The sequence below is a fragment of the Phycicoccus sp. HDW14 genome (assembly GCF_011383005.1).
Lineage (GTDB): Bacteria > Actinomycetota > Actinomycetes > Actinomycetales > Dermatophilaceae > Phycicoccus.
The window spans coordinates 1,470,731-1,485,656 of record NZ_CP049935.1 but is presented as its reverse complement, the minus strand read 5'-3'; the positions used below and the strand labels follow the sequence as shown (position 1 = coordinate 1,485,656).

Sequence of the window (14,926 nt, the reverse complement as noted above, 5' to 3'; positions counted from 1 at the left end):
CGCCGCAGCGGCCCGATGACCCTCTGCCATACTGCCGGGATGCCCCGTCCCGCCCGCCCGGCAGCCCTCCCCGACCGGCGATGACGAGCTTCCCCGAGTACTACCGCGAGAACGTCACGTGGGTCGGGTCCCTCGACGTGCGGCTGGCGGCGATCGCCGACCTCGTCGTCGGGCGCCGGCCCGGGCGCACCCTCGACCTCGGCTGCGGCCAGGGGGTCCTGCTCGGGGCCCTGGCCTCGCGCCTGCCCGAGGGCTCGCACCTCGTGGGGATGGACGTCGTACCGCCACCTCCGGGCGTCCGCTGGCGCGGGGTGACCGCCGACATCACCGGCCGGCTCCCGTTCGCCGACGACGCGTTCGACGTCGTCGTCGCCGGTGAGGTGCTCGAGCACGTCCCGCACCCCGACCTCCTGCTCGCCGAGATCCGGCGCATCCTGCAGCCCGGCGGCCGGCTCGTGCTCTCCACCCCCAACATCGTCGGCTGGGCCAACCGGGTGCTCGTCCCGCTCGGCATCCAGCCGCTCTTCACCGAGACCTCCAGCGAGGTCCACCTCGGACGGCGGTGGCGCGTGCTCGGCCAGGGCAACCAGGTCCAGGGCCACCTCAAGGTCTTCTCGCACCGGGCCCTCGCGGAGATCCTCGCGCGCACAGGGTTCACCGTCCTGACCACCCGGGGCATGCCCGGGGAGTTCCCCTCGCCCGTCGACCGGGTCGACCGCCTCTGTGCTAGGTTCCCGTCGATCGCGTCCGACCTGCTCGTCGTCGCGGAGCCGGCCGTCCGGGTCCCGGACCCGGCGCCGGCGCGTCGCAAGGACACCCGCCCTCCGTCCGGAGGCACCCGCACCGCCCGACCGACGGAGGACCATGGCTGAGCCCGAGGACGGCACGCGCCAGGTCGTCACCCTGTCGGTCGGCGCGCGGGTCGGCGCCACCATCGCCCTGCTGCTCCTCGTGGGGGCCGCGTACCTGCTGTGGTCGCCGATCCAGCTCTACCCCTCCGACGGCTTCCCCATCATGTGCGGCAGTGCGGCGAACCCCCGAGCGACGGCCTCGGCGTCGCGGCCTGCGGCGAGGTGAACCGGATCCGCCAGTGGCAGTCCGGCAGCCTGCTCGTGGCGGCCCTCGTCGTCGCGGCCGGCTCGGTCTACGCCTTCGGTGTCGGACGCCGCTCCGAGCGGCTCATCGGCAGCGACGCCTCCGCGCCGGCCGAGCACGCCGCCGCCTCCGACGACTGATCAGCTCGCGGCCTCGACCACCTGCGGGCCGATCCGGGCCCACACCAGCGCTGCTCCGCGCGCGTTGAGGTGCAACCCGTCGTCGCGCAGGGTCACGCCGTCGACCTCGTTGGTGTAGCCGTTCGCGCACACCGTGCCGAACAGGTCGAGCACCGTCACCTCCGGGTGCTCCCGCCCGTACGCGCGGATGGTGTCGTTGAGCCACGCGAGGCGCCGGGGGTCGTTGGCGATGGAGGTGGTGGGGTTGGCGGCGTCGGCGCTGATGTCCAGGCACAGCGCCGTCGTCAGGGCGAACCGGCGGGCCTTCCCGTCGACGAGCTGTCGCCTGCGGTCGATCTCGCGGTCCAGCCACGCGCGGTACTCCGGAGTGCCGAAGGTGAGGACCCGGCCGTCGACCCGCCGGTCGTACAGCTCGCCGAGCCCGAGCATCATCACGACGAGGTCGGGCTTCTCGCGGGCGACCTCCTCCGTCCACCGCGGCTCCCACTCCGCGCAGGCCGGGAGGCTGGGGTAGGTCTGGCCGTCGATGGAGCGGTCCGCCAGCAGCGTCTGGCAGCCGAGCTCGGTGCTGCCGGTGACGGCGAGCCCGTCGACGGTGTTGCCGTAGTGGGTGCGCATCGCGTACGCCTGGGAGTCGCCGAGCAGGAAGGCCTTGACGATCCGGCCCTGCGCGTCGGGGACGGGTGCGGGCCGTCCGCCCGCCACCTCCTCGCCCGGGGTGGGGCTCACGGAGAGGGCCGACGGCGTGCCCCACACCGTGACGGCGACGACCGCCGCCATCGCCGCGGCCACCGCCCGGCCCCACTGGGTGGGGGTGAACCGGCGCTGCAGGCGCTGGGTGCGGACGGGCTCCTCGACGAGCCGGTAGGACAGGACGGCGAGGAGCGCGGTGACGGCGAGGCGCAGGGCCAGCAGCGGCACCCCGTCGAGCCCCGTGCGGTCGTGGCCGAGGACGACGAAGACCGGCCAGTGCCAGAGGTAGAGGCCGTAGGACACGATGCCGACCGCGACGACCGGTCGGAGGGAGAGCAGGCGGGCCAGGGCGGAGCGGGGCGCGCGGGACACCGAGGCGACGAGCACGGCCGACAGCAGCGCGGCGAGCGTGAAGCCACCCCGGTACATCCACGGCGACAGCTCTCGCGCCCCGACGAACATCGCGACGAGGCCGGCCAGGGCCACCCAGCCGAGGAGGGCCGCCCCGGGCAGACGGACGAGCCGTCCGTTGAGCCGCGTGAAGACGGGGGCCGCGGGGGCGGTGAGGGAGGGGGCCAGCGCGAGCAGCGCCCCGACGAGCAGGGCCTGGACCCGGGTGTCGCTCCCGTAGTAAGCGCGGGAGGGGTCGGTGAGCGGCTGGTAGAGGACGGCCATGAGCGCGGCCGACCCGACCGCGCCGACGAGCAGCACCGCCCGGACCCGCCGCAGCCCCCACCGGAGGCGGCCGAGCAGCAGCACGAGGAGCAGCGGGAAGACGAGGTAGAACTGCTCCTCGATGGCCAGCGACCACGTGTGCCGCAGCGGGGACGGCTCGAGGAACTGGGAGAAGTAGGACTGGTCGCTGACCATGAACCACCAGTTCGACACGTAGCCGAGGGTGGCGAGCGAGTCACCCCGCAGCAGGGGCTGGTGGGCGCCGGTGGCGACGTCGTAGGAGACCACCGCCAGGAGCACGAGCACCACGGCCGGCAGCAGCCGCCGGGCCCGGCGCATCCAGAAGGCGCGCAGGGCGATCCGGCCCGTCCGGGTCCACTCGCGCACGAGCAGCGAGGTGATGAGGAAGCCCGACAGCACGAAGAACACGTCGACGCCGAGGAAGCCGCCCCGGCCCAGCCGACGCCCCCGTGGTAGAGCATGACGACGACGACGGCGAGGGCCCGCAGGCCGTCGAGCGGGGGACGGTAGCCGAGCTGGGCCCCGCGGTCCGAGGGCCGCCGAGTGGCGGGGGAGCGGTGGGCGCTCACGGGCGGGCACCCGGGGTGGATGCCGGGTCGCGACGCAGGCTCGGGGCGCCGGTGGGGCCCGAACCCGGTGCGGCACAATGAGGCGCCAGGACGTCGTCGGAAGGGTGCATGGTGCTGAGGCGAGCCGGCGTGCCCGTGGTGCTCGCGACCATCCTGCTGCTCGTCCTCCTGCTCAACCACGCCGGTGTGCTGGCCCCCGACATCAAGCCCGAAATCTACATGGCGCCGTGGCGGGAGGCCGAGGCCCTGAGCCGGGCCTGGCGCGAGAGCCCCAAGCTCGGCGAGGCCAACTTCAACGTGGGGCTCTTCCCGGTGGCCGCCGTGGTGGGCCTGGTCCAGGAGCTCGGCATCGGCCCGGACCTCTCGATGCGGCTGCTGCGGTGGGTCCTCCTGCTGGTCGGGGCCTGGGGTGCGAGCCGGCTGTACACCCTCGTCGCCGGCGACCGGGCCCGCCGCGTCGGCCGCGTCGCCGTCGCGGTCCTCTACGTCGCCAACCCGTACATGGTGACGGCGGGGGACTTCCTCGCGATCGTCCTGCCCGCGGCCCTGCTGCCGTGGATGGCGCTCTTCCTCCTGCGCGCCACCGTCCGGGGCGGGTGGCGCGACCCGGCCGCCGCCGCCCTGGCCTTCGCGGCCATGAGCGGGATGAACGCCGCCGTCATCCCGCTCATCCAGCTCCTGTGCCTCCCGGCCCTGCTCTGGTACGCCCACGCCGGGCTCGGGGCCGGCTGGCGCTCCGTGGTCTCGGCGACGGCGCGCTGGGGGCTCCTCGCCGGCCTGCTCTCGGCCTACTGGCTGGTCCCGTCGCTGACGGCGCTCGGGGCGGGCAGCCACGTCACCCAGTTCAGCGAGTCGCTCGACGGCATCGCCGCGCCGTCCTCGTTCGGTGAGGTGCTGCGCGGGACGGGGTTGTGGCCGCTCTACGGACGGGACGTCGACGGACCCTGGCAGCCGGGCTTCGAGTCGTACCTGACCAACCCGGTCGTCGTCGTGGCCAGCTTCCTCCTGCCGGTGCTGCTCGTCCTGTCGGCGCAGGTGGTGCGGGGCCCCGCGCGGCGGGCGGTGCTCCTGCTCGTGGTTCCCGCTGCCGTGCTCATGGTGGGGGCGCACCCGGTCGTCGACCCCTCGCCGTTCGGTCACCTGCTGCTCTGGGCCTTCGAGCACGTGCCCGGGGCCGCGGCCTTCCGCACCACCAACAAGGTCGGTGCGGTGCTCGTCCTCGGCATCGCGCTCGTGGCCGGTCTCGCGGCCCCGACCCTCCTGCGGCGGGCCCGACGGGTCGCGCCGCGACCGGTCGTCGCCGGGGTGGCGGCGGTCGCGGTCGTGGTCGCCACCTGGCCGGCGTGGAGCAACGGCCTCTACAGCCTGCCGCTCCCGGTGCCGCAGTACTGGTCCCAGGCCGCCCGGACCCTCGACCAGGGGCCGGCCGACCGGCGGGTCTGGTTCGTCCCGGGGGTCGCGCAGCCCCAGTACACGTGGAGCGAGGACCGGCCCGACGACCTCAACAACGCGCTCCTCGCCCGGCCCTCGTTCGTCCGGATCACGCTGCCCGAGTCCTCCCCGTACGGCGCGAGCCTGCTGGCCGCCGTCGACACGGGCCTGCAGGAGGGCACGCTGCCGGCCGGGGTGCTGTCGGCGGCCGCGCGCTACCTCGGGGTCGGCGACGTCCTCGTCCGCAACGACGTCCGGTGGGACAAGGCCGGCGGGGCACGTCCCCTGAAGGTCGCCACCGAGGTCGGGTCGGACCCGGGGCTGGAGTTCCGCGGCGCCGACGGCGCGCCGGGCCAGGGGGTGCTGCGGACCGCGGACCAGCCGCCGCTCGAGACCCGCCTGCCCCCGCTGCAGCGCTACGAGGTGCTCGACGGTCGCGACCTCGTGCGCACCGAGGGCTCGAGCGGCCTGGTGCTGGTCGACGGCGACGGGTGGGTGCTGGCGCCGCTCGTCCAGGCCGGTCTGCTGCCCGGCCAGCCCCCCTTCCTCCTCACCGAGCCCGCGGGTGCCGCCCGGGTCACCGAGGCCCTCGGGCCGCGCACGCGCCTCGTGCTCACCGACACCAACCGGCGCCGGGAGGTCGTGCCGAACCGGCTCACCGACGCCTACGGACCCCTCGTGGCCGCCGACCGTGCCCCGGGCCCGACCATCGCGCTCGGTGGCCCCGACGACCAGACCGTGCTGCGGGTGGAGGGGGGCGAGGTCACCGCCACCCTCGACCGGCCGCAGTTCGGGGTCAACGCGGCGAGCACGGCCGAGAACGCCTTCGACGGAGACCCGACCACGGCCTGGACCTTCGGCGACTTCGGCCACGCCCTCGGCCAGTCGGTGTCCGTGCGGATGGCCCGGCCGCTGCCGGTGGGCCGGGTGGAGCTCGACGTGCCGCCGACCACCGGGCAGCGCATCGCGAGGCTGAGGGTCGCGGCGGACGACGCGGTCACCGAGGTGACGGTCCCGGCCGACGGACGGATCACCGCCGAGCTCCCGGGCCGCACCGCCGAGCGGCTCACCGTGACGGTCACGGCCGTCTCGGGGACGGGTGACAACCCCGTGTCGGTCGCCGAGGTGGGCGTCCCCGGGCTGCAGGTGCGCCGGGTGGCCCGGCTCCCGGTGGCGACCGTCGACGCCGCGGCCCGGCTCGAGGGCGCTGCCCGCGAGCGGCTCGCGCAGACGCCGACCGACGTCGTCCTGACCCGGGTGCAGGGGAGGGCCGGGGCCGGCGACGACGAGGAGACCCGGCTCGACCGCGACCTCACCCTGCCGACGGGGCGCGCGCTGCGCGTCTACGGGCTGGTCCGCCCGGACCGCTCGGCGCCGGACGACGTGCTCGACGCCCTGTCGGGTGTCACCGGGGACGTCGACGTCACGTCCTCCTCCCGGGCCTTCGACGACGTGCTCGTCCGCGGGTCGCGCGCCTTCGACGGGCAGGCATCCACCGGGTGGTCTCCGGGTCGCGGGGTCACGGGGGAGTGGCTCCAGGCCGCCTTTGCCGAGCCCCAGACCCTCGACGAGGTCGTCGTCGAGCAGCCCGCGAAGGCCCGGGGATGGGTGTCCGAGGCCGACGTCCTCGTCGACGGGAAGCGCGTCGCGACCGCCGCACTCGGCCCGGGCCGGGTGGTCGTGCCCCTCCCGGAGGTGCAGGCGTCACGGGTCCGCCTGCGGGTCACCGAGGTCCGGGGCGAAGGCACCCCGGTCATCAGCGAGGTCGGCCTCGACGGCGCCCGCGTCGTCAGCGACCCGGCGTCGGCCGCCCGCCGCTGCACCACCATCGCCACGCTCGACGGCGACCCCGTGAAGGTGCGGGTCGTCGGGGGCGTCGAGGGCGACGGCCCGCGCCTCGTCGCCGGCTGCGGGACCCTCCGCCCGGCGGCCGGGGAGCACCGGCTGCGCAGCGTCCGCGGGTGGACCGCCGACTCGCTCGTGCTCCGCGACGTCACCGGCGAGGTCGCCCTGCCCGGCCGCGCCGGACCCGATGTCCGGGTGGAGCGCAGGTCCGCCTCCTCCTACCGCGTGACGGCCGCCGCCGCCGACGAGCCCTACCTGCTCGTCGTCGGCCAGAACCTCGACCGCGGCTGGCGGGCCACGATGGACGGCGTCCCGCTCGGCCCCCCGGTCGTCGTCGACGGCTACGCGATGGGGTGGTGGGTGCGCGACCTCGGCCCGCACGAGCTGAGCATCGACTACGGGCCGCAGCAGGCCGCCGACATCGCGCTGGGGACCTCGGGCGCCGCCGTGCTGCTGTCCTCGGCCCTGCTCCTCGTCCCGGGTCGCGGTCGGGGGTGCCCGCGGCCCCGGTGGCTCCGGTGGCCCCGGCGGCCCCGGCCCCCGGTGGGCGCGTCACGGCCTCCGCCCGTCGGTCCCGCCGCCGCTCGGCGGCCGGATGGCTCCTGCTCGTGCTCGGGTGCTGGTTCGTCACCGGCCTCCCGGGAGCGCTCGTCGCGGTCGCCGTCGGTCTCTGGAGCCTCCTGCGCCGGCCGCCGGCGCCCCGGACGCTGCTGCGGCTCTCGGTGGTGGCGATGCTCCTCGCGCCGGTGGCGTGGGTCGTCGGCAACCTCGGTCGCTGGGGTGAGCCGAGCCCCCAGCTCGTCCTCGGCAACCCCGCCCCGTCGGTGCTCGTGGTGGTCTCGCTCGTGCTGCTCGTCGTCGGTTCGTGGCGCGACGAGCCCCCGGTCACGCCCGAGCGCGCGACACCGTGACGCCGGGGGCGACGGCACCGTCCTCGACGACGGCGCCCGCCTCGACGACCGCCCCAGACATCACGACCGAGCCGAGGACGTGCGCGCCGGCCCCGACGACCGCCCCCGGCCCGACGGCCGACCCGCCGGCCACGAGGGCGGTCGGGTCGACCCGCGCCGTGGGGTCGACGTGGGCGTCGGCGCCCGAGGCCAGGACGAGCGCCCGGGAGGCCCGGACGAGCGCCTCGGGCGTGCCGACGTCCTCCCACAGCGCGTCCTCCCGGTGGGCCAGCACCCGCCCACCCGCGACGAGGCGCGGCAGGACGTCGACCTCGAGGGACACGACGCCCTCGGGGATCGACTCGACCACCGAGCGGTCGAGGACGTAGGTCCCCGCGTTGACCTCGTGCCCGGGTGGGTGGGGGCTCTTCTCGAGGAAGGCCGACACGCGCCCGGCGTCGTCGGCGACGACGCAGCCGAACGGGCGGGCGTCGGGCACGGTCCGCACGTGCAGGACGGCCTCGACGTCGGGACGCCCGAGCCCGAGGGCGACCTGGCGGGTCAGGTCGTGCCGGGTGAGGAGGTCGCCGTTGACGACGACGAGGCGCTCGGGCAGCGACCCGAGGTGGTGCGCGGCGCGGCGCAACCCGCCGCCCGTGCCCTCGGGGGCCGGCTCGACGGAGTAGTGCAGCCGCACGCCCCACCGGCGCCCGTCGCCGAGGACGGGCTCGAAGCGGTCGGCGAGGTGCGAGGTGGCCAGGACGACGTCGACGACGCCGTGGCCGGCCAGCCAGCGCAGCTGGTGCACGACGAACGGCTCGCCCGCGACCTCCAGGAGGTGCTTGGGCTGATCGCGCGACAGGCTCCCCATCCGGGTACCGAGGCCACCGGCGAGCACGACGGCCACCGGGGCCGGGCCGCCCCGTCGGGGGATGCCCGGGCTCACGGGCCCCCCGGCGCCCGCGTCGACGGGGCGAGCGGCGCGGTGGCACCGGTGGACGGGTCGGTGACCGGGGCCACGACCGGCTCGGTCGGCTCCTCCGCGCCCGTGGCCGCGGGGCGTTCGGGTTCGCGGCGGAGGCCGAGGACCAGCTGCGCCACCCCGACGGCGACGACGAGGCCGGTGGCCGTGATCGCCGCGCCGAGGACCTGGAGCTGGCTGTGCCGGGCGAGCGTCAGGACGAGGGTCACCTCGAGGGCCACGGCCAGCCAGGCCACCGTCGCCACGACGTGCCGGCGCTGGGCCATCTCGGCGACGATGAGCACCTGGGCCAGGGCGAGGAGGGTCCCGAGGACGAGGTAGGGGAGCAGCAGGTCGCCGGCCGCCCGGTAGGCCGACCCGCCGAGCAGGCCGACCCAGAGGTCGGGGGCCGCGGCGGCCACGGCCGTCCCCGCGAGGCACACCCCGAGCACGAGGCCGCCGGCCCGCAGCACGGAGCGGCGCGACCCCGACGTGGCGAGGGTCGGGATGAGGGCCAGCGCGAGGAACTGGGTGACCCAGAGCGGCGAGCGACCCAGCGTCGACACGAGCGCGTACTCGCCGGACTCGACCCGCGGCAGCACGTAGCGCGCGAGGACGACGTCGACGGTGGTCAGGGCCATGAGGACGCCGGTCGAGGAGTTGGAGCGGTACAGCGTGCGGACGGCCTCGCGGAGGCTGCGGGGTGCGGCCCACGGGAGGTGGGCGTCGGCCCGGCACAGCCACCACAGCAGGCCCGTGACGAGCAGGCTCGCGACGGCGATGAGGGTCAACGAGCCGACGAGGCCCAGCCCGAGCGCCGAGGCGGCGGCCGCGGCCCCGACCCGGCTGACCCCCGTCGCGACGTAGGCGAGGGACAGGGCCCCGATCCGCCGCAGCCCGAGCAGCCCGCCCATCAGCGCGCCGTTGAGCACGAGCGAGGGGAGGCCGAGGGCCACGACGACCGGCGCGAGGACCGTGTCGACGCGGGTGAGGTGTGCCAGGACCGGGGACAGGGCCACGGTGGCCAGGCAGACGGCGCCGCCGACGACGAGGGGGAGGCGCAGGTCGAAGGCCTCGGGGCCACGGCGGGCCACCCGGCTGGCGTACATCACCTGGAAGGCGCCGGCCGGGATGGACAGGGCGAGGCCGATGCTGTTCAGCGAGGAGAACCCGCCGAAGTCGGCGGGGCCCAGCGAGCGGGAGAGCAGGAGGACGAACACGTAGCCGAGGGCGCTGGCCGAGACCATGCCGAGGCCGAGCAGGGCGTCGCCGGAGGCGGCCCCGCTCCTGGAACCTGCTCTGGCGTCACGGCCCACTGCGCCTCGATCCGGGATGGTCAGGCGCACAGGTTACCCGCCGGTCACCGACCTGCTTCGGCGCGGCACGACGGCATGGCAGGGTAGGCGCCGCGGTCGGCCGTCGACCGGTCCGCGCCGACACGACTCGCACCAAGGAGCCCCGGGTGGCCGAAGCCCAGCACGACCAGCTCGTCACCGTCGTCGTCCCGACGCGGAACAACGAGCGGACCATCGAGGCCTGCCTCGCCTCGGTCCGCCGGCAGACGCACCCGGCCGTCGAGCTCGTCGTCGTCGACAACGGCAGCACGGACGCCACCTGGGCGACCGCCGAGCGCCTCGCCGACCGCGTCCTGGCCGGCGGTCCCGAGCGCAGCGCCCAGCGCAACCTCGGCATCTCGGCGGCCACGGGGGAGTGGGTGCTCTGGCTCGACAGCGACATGGTGCTGCCGCCTGCGACCATCGAGCAGGCCCTGGCGGCGGCGGCCGCGTCGGGTGCCGATGCCGTCGCGCTGCCCGAGCGCACGATCGGCAGCGGCTTCTGGACCGCGTGCCGGGCCCTGGAGCGGGAGTGCTACCTCGACGACCCGATGATCCACAACCCCCGGCTGATCCGGCGTGAGCTGCTCACCGGTGACGGCGGCTTCGCGCTGTCGATGTCGGGCCCCGAGGACGCCGACCTGCGGTTGCGCCTGCGCGCGGCGGGCTCGCGCATCGAGCTCGGGTCGGTGCTCGTCGACCACGACGAGGGACGGCTCACCGTGCGCTCGGTCATGGAGAAGCGCTACTACTACGGGCGCTCGCTGCCGGCCTTCGCGCAGGCCCACGACGGCGCGGTGGCCGCCCAGGGCCGGGCGGTGGCCCGCTCCTACGCCCGCAACTGGCGGCGCCTGGCCCGGCAGCCCCTGCACGCCGTGGGCATGCTCGGCCTGCGCGGCCTCGAGGCCGGTGCGTACGTGTGGGGTGCCCGGCGCGGACGGCGCGACGCCGCCGGATGACCCGCCGGCCGACCCCGCGCTGCCCTGCTCAGGGGCGGTCGACGGCCCGGGTGAGCGCGGCCTCGAGCTGACGCGTGGTGTTCTCCCACGAGAACGAGCGCGCGTGCCGGCGGGCGTTCTCGCCGTACTTCGCGCGCAGCCGCTCGTCGGAGAGCAGGCCGGCGACGTGGGTCGTCATCTGGGCGACGTCGTCGGCCAGCAGCCCGGTCTCGTCGTCGACGATCGACTCGGTGACCCCGCCCGCGAAGGAGAAGGCCACCGAGGGTGTGCCGTGCAGGCCGGCCTCGACGATGGTCAGCCCCCAGCCCTCCTTGTGCGAGGGCAGCAGCACGACCCAGGCGCGGGCGAGCAGGAGGCGCTTGGTGTGCTCGTCGACGAACCCGTGGAAGCGCACGCGGTCGGCGACGCCACGCCGGACGGCGTGCGCCCGCAGCTGCTCGTCCCAGTACCCGCCGCCCACGACGTCGAGGGTCAGGCCCGGGAACTGGTCGCCCAGGTCGGCGACCAGGTCGATGGCCGTCTCGAAGTGCTTGTGCGGCACGAGCCGGCCGAGGACCATCAGGCTCGGGGCCTCGGACCGGGACACCCCGGCGTAGGTGTCGAGGTCGTCGGGGATGTCGTTGCCCGAGTAGGTGATCGAGATGCGGTCGCGGTCGACGCCCAGCTCGGCGAGGTCGTCGCGGGTGGCCTGCGACACCGTGACGTACCGGCACCGGCGGTACACGAGGGGGGCCAGGCGCGACTCGACGAGCCAGCCGATCCGTCCGAGCACCGGCCCGAAGATGATGGGCCACTGGTCGCGGTGGACGTGGTGCACGAGGCTGACGACGGGAACGCGACGGACGAGGGGCGCCCAGAACGGCACCCCGTTGTGCACGTCGACGACGACGTCGACCTCGTCGCGCACCGAGCGGAGGTACTGGAGGCCGCGCAGGTAGCAGCTGAGCCGGCCACCGCGGCGCACGATGCGGACGGGGCCGCGCTGCAGCGAGCGGGCGGCGCCGGGGAACTCCGCGGAGAACAGGGTGACGGTGTGGCCGCGGGCGGAGAGCAGCTGGGAGGTGCGCTCGACGTAGACCTCGGCGCCGCCCGCCTCCGGGTGGTCGCCGTCGCGCCAGGTGAGCACGAGGACACGCAGGCCCGCAGGCGTCGCGTCGCGGTCCATCGGTCCTCCGTCCACTCCCGTCGGCCGGCACCGCGGGTCATCGCGGATAGGGTACCCGCGTGCACGAGGACGGGGCCGGAGGTCAGAGCACCCCACCGTGCGAGGTGTGTGCCACCCCCACCGTGCTCCGCTCGCTGGGCCCCGCCGACGCGCTGACCGAGTGCCCGGCGTGCGGGCACCTCGGGCGCGACCTCGCCCGGTGCCCGGCCCGCCACCGCGACCTCGCGTACGGCGGCGACCCGGGCCTCGACCGCGCGCGGCTCGCGCTGACCCACCGGGCCCTGGTCGCCGACGGCCCACCCGCGTCGGTCTTCGAGATCGGCTACGGCGGCGGGGCGCTGCTCCGGCGCTTCCTCGACGCGGGGGCCCGGGTCGGGGGCGCCGACCCCGACCAGCTGGGGGTCGAGGTCGACGAGGAGGTGCGCCGCCGGGGACGGCTCTGGGCCGGGGGGATCGAGACCGTGCCGGAGGGCTGGTTCTCCGCGGAGCTCGTCGCCGGCGTCCACGTCATCGAGCACGTCCCCGACCCGGTCGCCACCCTGCGCACCGCGGCCTCCGTGCTCGCCCCCGGCGGACGGGTCGTCCTCCTCACGCCGGCCGCCGACTCCTGGGGCCTGCGGCGCTACGGGTCGGACTGGTGGATGCTCGAGGACCCCACCCACGTCCGCTTCTTCACCGCGCGCTCGCTCGAGCTGGCCGCCCGACGGGCCGGCTTCGACCGGGTCCGCGTCGACCGGCTCGTCCTCGACAGCCTGAGCGTCGACGTCGCGTCGGTGGCCCGGCGCCGGGGGGTCGGCGGCACCCGCGGGGTGCTGTCCTCCCGCGGGGTGCTGGCCGGTGTGGCGGCGACGGCGCCGCTGGTGCTCGGCCTGCGTGCGCTCGTGCCCGGCACCCGCCCCACCCTGCGGCTCACGGCCTCGGTCGGCTGATCCCCGGAGCGGGCCGGCGGGCCACGGGGCATCGGGTACGGTCGGGCGGGCCGCGAGAGGAGGACTGGTGTCACTGCGGACGACCTACCGGGCACGGGCACCCCTGCGCGTCAGCTTCGCCGGCGGGGGGACCGACGTCCCGCCGTACCCCGAGCGCGAGGGCGGGGCGGTGCTCTCCTCGACGATCTCGAGCTACGCGTACGCCACGCTCCGACCCCGCGAGGACGGTGTCGTCGCGGTGCAGTCCCTCGACGTGCGCGACCAGGTCGACTTCGACGTGGCCGACCCCATCGTCCTCGACGGCCGGCTCGACCTGCCCAAGGCCGCGATCGCCGGCGTCATGCGGCTGCGGGGCGCGCGCCGCTCCAGCGGCTTCGACCTCTTCCTGCACACCGGGGCGCCACCCGGGTCGGGGCTCGGGTCCTCGAGCGCCGTCATCGTCGCGGTCATCGCGCTCGTCAGCGCGCACCTCGGCGTCGAGCTGACGCCGCACGAGGTCGCCGAGGTCGCGGCCCGCCTCGAGCGCGAGGACCTCGGCATCAGGGGCGGCCTGCAGGACCAGTACGCCGCGGCCTTCGGCGGCTTCAACTTCATGGAGTTCCACGCGGAGAAGGTCGTCGTCTACCCGCTGCGCGTGCCGGCCGCGACCGTCCACGAGCTCGAGCACAACATGCTCCTCGCGTTCACCGGCTCGGCCCGGGTCGGCGACCACATCATCGAGGACCAGGTGCGCCGCTTCCGGGACGGCGAGGCCGCCTCCCTCGAGGCGCTGCGGATGCAGAAGGAGATCGCGCACGCCATGAAGGAGGCCCTGCTGCGCGGCGAGGTCGCCACCTTCGGCTCGCTGCTCGGCGAGGCCTGGACCCAGAAGCGCCGGATGTCGGACCGGATCGCCACCCCGCAGATCGACGAGGCCATCGACGTCGCGCTGCGGTCCGGGGCGCTGGGCGCCAAGGTGACGGGCGCCGGCGGGGGAGGGCACATGGTGTTCGTCTGCGAGTTCGAGCGCAAGCACCTCGTCGCCGAGCAGCTCATCGCGCTCGGGATGTCGGTGTCGGAGTTCACCTTCAGCCGCGACGGCGTCACCACCTGGCGGGTGCCGTCGTGACCGCGCCCGACCCCGGCACGCACGTCCGCGACCGCCACGCCGAGGCACGCGACGCCTGGCGGGCCCTCGGCGAGGCGCTCGCCGAGCCCGGCCTCGTCGCGGCCGTCGACGCCGCCGGCAGCGCCCTCGTCGACGCCGTCGGCCGGGGCGGGGCGGTCCTCGTCGCGGGCAACGGCGGCAGCGCGGCGATCGCCTCCCACGTCGCCACCGAGTTCGCGGGCCGCTGCGTCGTCGAGCGCCGCCCCCTGCCGTCCATCAACCTCGCCGAGTCGACCTCCGGCATCACGGCCCTCGCCAACGACTACGGGTTCGACGAGGTGTTCGCCCGCGGCGTGCGCGCCCACGGCCGCCCCGGCGACGTCCTCGTCGTGATGTCCACCAGCGGCCGCTCCCGCAACGTCCTCGCGGCACTGGAGGCGGCCCGCGGGCTCGGCCTGCTGACCATCGCCCTCGGCGGCGGCGACGGCGGCGACCTGCCCGGTACCGCCGACCACGTGCTCCTCGCGCCCACCGCGTACACGCCGCGCGTCCAGGAGGTCCACCTGGTCTGGACGCACGCGTGGTGCGAGGCGGTCGACCACGTGTGGTGCGACCCGACGTGATCCCGCCCCCGTCCGGCCCGGCCCCTGGGACCTGGTCTTCCTCGACCGGGACGGCACCCTCAACGAGCGGGTCGAGGGCTACGTCGACCGTCCCGACGACCTGCGGATGCTGCCCGGCGCGGCGGCCGCGGTGCGCCGGCTCAATGACTCCGGGGCGCGGGTCGTCCTCGTCACCAACCAGCGGGGGCTGGCCACCGGCCGGCTCACCCCGGAGGCGTGGCTCGCGGTCAGCGCGCGCCTCGAGGAGGAGCTGGCCCGGGAGGGAGCGGTCCTCGACCACGTCGAGATGTGCCCGCACGCCGACGGGCAGTGCGACTGCCGCAAGCCGCTCGACGGGCTCTTCCGCCGGGCCCTGGCCCTGGCCCCGTGGGCCGAGCCGTCGCGCTGCGCCGGCGTGGGGGACATGCCCTCCGACGTGACGCCCGCCGACGGCCTCGGCATGCGGACCCTGCTCCTCGGCACCGACGTCGACGACCTCGCCTCGGCCGTCGACCTGCTCCTCCGCTGAG

12 protein-coding genes and 1 pseudogene are annotated in these 14,926 nt (G+C 75.8%); 9 read left to right on the top strand and 4 right to left on the bottom strand.

The window, feature by feature from the left end; translation table 11 throughout:
• Positions 1-80: 80 nt before the first annotated feature.
• From G7075_RS07340 to G7075_RS07330, 3 genes are read left to right on the top strand one after another with little or no spacing between them, the layout of a single operon-like run.
• Positions 81-872 carry a bifunctional 2-polyprenyl-6-hydroxyphenol methylase/3-demethylubiquinol 3-O-methyltransferase UbiG gene (locus G7075_RS07340; protein ID WP_166120447.1) on the top strand — a complete coding sequence of 264 codons (792 nt, stop codon included), beginning with the start codon at positions 81-83 and terminating at the stop codon, positions 870-872.
• Positions 865-1,077 (top strand): hypothetical protein, encoded by a 213-nt coding sequence (locus G7075_RS07335; protein WP_166120444.1) that lies wholly within the window; start codon positions 865-867, stop codon positions 1,075-1,077. The genes G7075_RS07340 and G7075_RS07335 overlap by 8 nt, the downstream gene beginning before the upstream one ends.
• A complete protein-coding gene (locus G7075_RS07330) occupies positions 1,074-1,235 on the top strand; it encodes a hypothetical protein (RefSeq protein WP_166120441.1) in 162 nt (53 codons plus the stop codon). The genes G7075_RS07335 and G7075_RS07330 overlap by 4 nt, the downstream gene beginning before the upstream one ends.
• Here the strand turns inward: G7075_RS07330 and G7075_RS07325 are convergent, their stop codons facing one another.
• Positions 1,236-3,203: an acyltransferase family protein gene (locus G7075_RS07325; RefSeq protein ID WP_305849811.1), complete on the bottom strand. Its 1,968-nt coding sequence runs from the start codon at positions 3,201-3,203 to the stop codon at positions 1,236-1,238.
• 98 nt (positions 3,204-3,301) lie between these two features.
• Here G7075_RS07325 and G7075_RS22630 point away from each other — a divergent pair.
• A pseudogene (locus tag G7075_RS22630) lies at positions 3,302-6,346 on the top strand (alpha-(1->3)-arabinofuranosyltransferase family protein); the annotation flags it as partial.
• A gap of 1,008 nt (positions 6,347-7,354) precedes the next feature.
• Here the strand turns inward: G7075_RS22630 and G7075_RS22625 are convergent.
• Both G7075_RS22625 and G7075_RS22620 read right to left on the bottom strand, forming a co-directional pair.
• The gene (locus tag G7075_RS22625; RefSeq protein WP_166124277.1) at positions 7,355-8,230 is read right to left on the bottom strand and encodes an NDP-sugar synthase; all 876 of its coding nucleotides are present in this window, start codon (positions 8,228-8,230) and stop codon (positions 7,355-7,357) included.
• Between the two features lie 71 nt (positions 8,231-8,301).
• A complete protein-coding gene (locus G7075_RS22620; protein ID WP_166120436.1) occupies positions 8,302-9,636 on the bottom strand; it encodes a lipopolysaccharide biosynthesis protein in 1,335 nt (444 codons plus the stop codon).
• Positions 9,637-9,782: 146 nt separating this feature from the next.
• On the opposite strand from G7075_RS22620, the gene G7075_RS07310 reads away from it, so the two are divergent.
• Positions 9,783-10,613, top strand: coding sequence for a glycosyltransferase family 2 protein (locus G7075_RS07310; protein WP_166120433.1), 831 nt, complete (start codon positions 9,783-9,785; stop codon positions 10,611-10,613).
• A gap of 28 nt (positions 10,614-10,641) precedes the next feature.
• Here G7075_RS07310 and G7075_RS07305 read toward each other — a convergent pair whose 3' ends face one another.
• Positions 10,642-11,778: a glycosyltransferase family 4 protein gene (locus tag G7075_RS07305; protein ID WP_166120431.1), complete on the bottom strand. Its 1,137-nt coding sequence runs from the start codon at positions 11,776-11,778 to the stop codon at positions 10,642-10,644.
• 122 nt (positions 11,779-11,900) lie between these two features.
• On the opposite strand from G7075_RS07305, the gene G7075_RS07300 reads away from it, so the two are divergent.
• The 4 genes from G7075_RS07300 to G7075_RS07285 all read left to right on the top strand — a co-directional run bounded on the left by G7075_RS07300 (position 11,901) and on the right by G7075_RS07285 (position 14,925).
• On the top strand, positions 11,901-12,707 hold the full coding sequence (locus G7075_RS07300) for a class I SAM-dependent methyltransferase (RefSeq protein WP_166120428.1): 807 nt from the start codon (positions 11,901-11,903) through the stop codon (positions 12,705-12,707).
• Between the two features lie 67 nt (positions 12,708-12,774).
• Entirely contained in the window at positions 12,775-13,815 is a 1,041-nt protein-coding gene (locus G7075_RS07295) for a GHMP kinase (protein ID WP_240917962.1), read from the top strand.
• Entirely contained in the window at positions 13,812-14,417 is a 606-nt protein-coding gene (locus G7075_RS07290; protein WP_166120425.1) for an SIS domain-containing protein, read from the top strand. Before G7075_RS07295 ends, G7075_RS07290 begins: the two co-directional genes overlap by 4 nt.
• Positions 14,418-14,448: 31 nt before the next feature.
• Entirely contained in the window at positions 14,449-14,925 is a 477-nt protein-coding gene (locus G7075_RS07285; protein WP_166124275.1) for an HAD-IIIA family hydrolase, read from the top strand.
• Position 14,926 lies beyond the last annotated feature (1 nt).

Bases quoted from the DNA above. Each gene is read 5' to 3' on its own strand.
- G7075_RS07340 (WP_166120447.1), top strand. From the start codon at position 81: ATGACGAGCTTCCCCGAGTACTACCGCGAGAACGTCACGTGGGTCGGG.
- G7075_RS07335 (WP_166120444.1), top strand. From the start codon at position 865: ATGGCTGAGCCCGAGGACGGCACGCGCCAGGTCGTCACCCTGTCGGTC.
- G7075_RS22625 (WP_166124277.1), bottom strand. From the start codon at position 8,230: ATGGGGAGCCTGTCGCGCGATCAGCCCAAGCACCTCCTGGAGGTCGCG.
- G7075_RS07305 (WP_166120431.1), bottom strand. From the start codon at position 11,778: ATGGACCGCGACGCGACGCCTGCGGGCCTGCGTGTCCTCGTGCTCACC.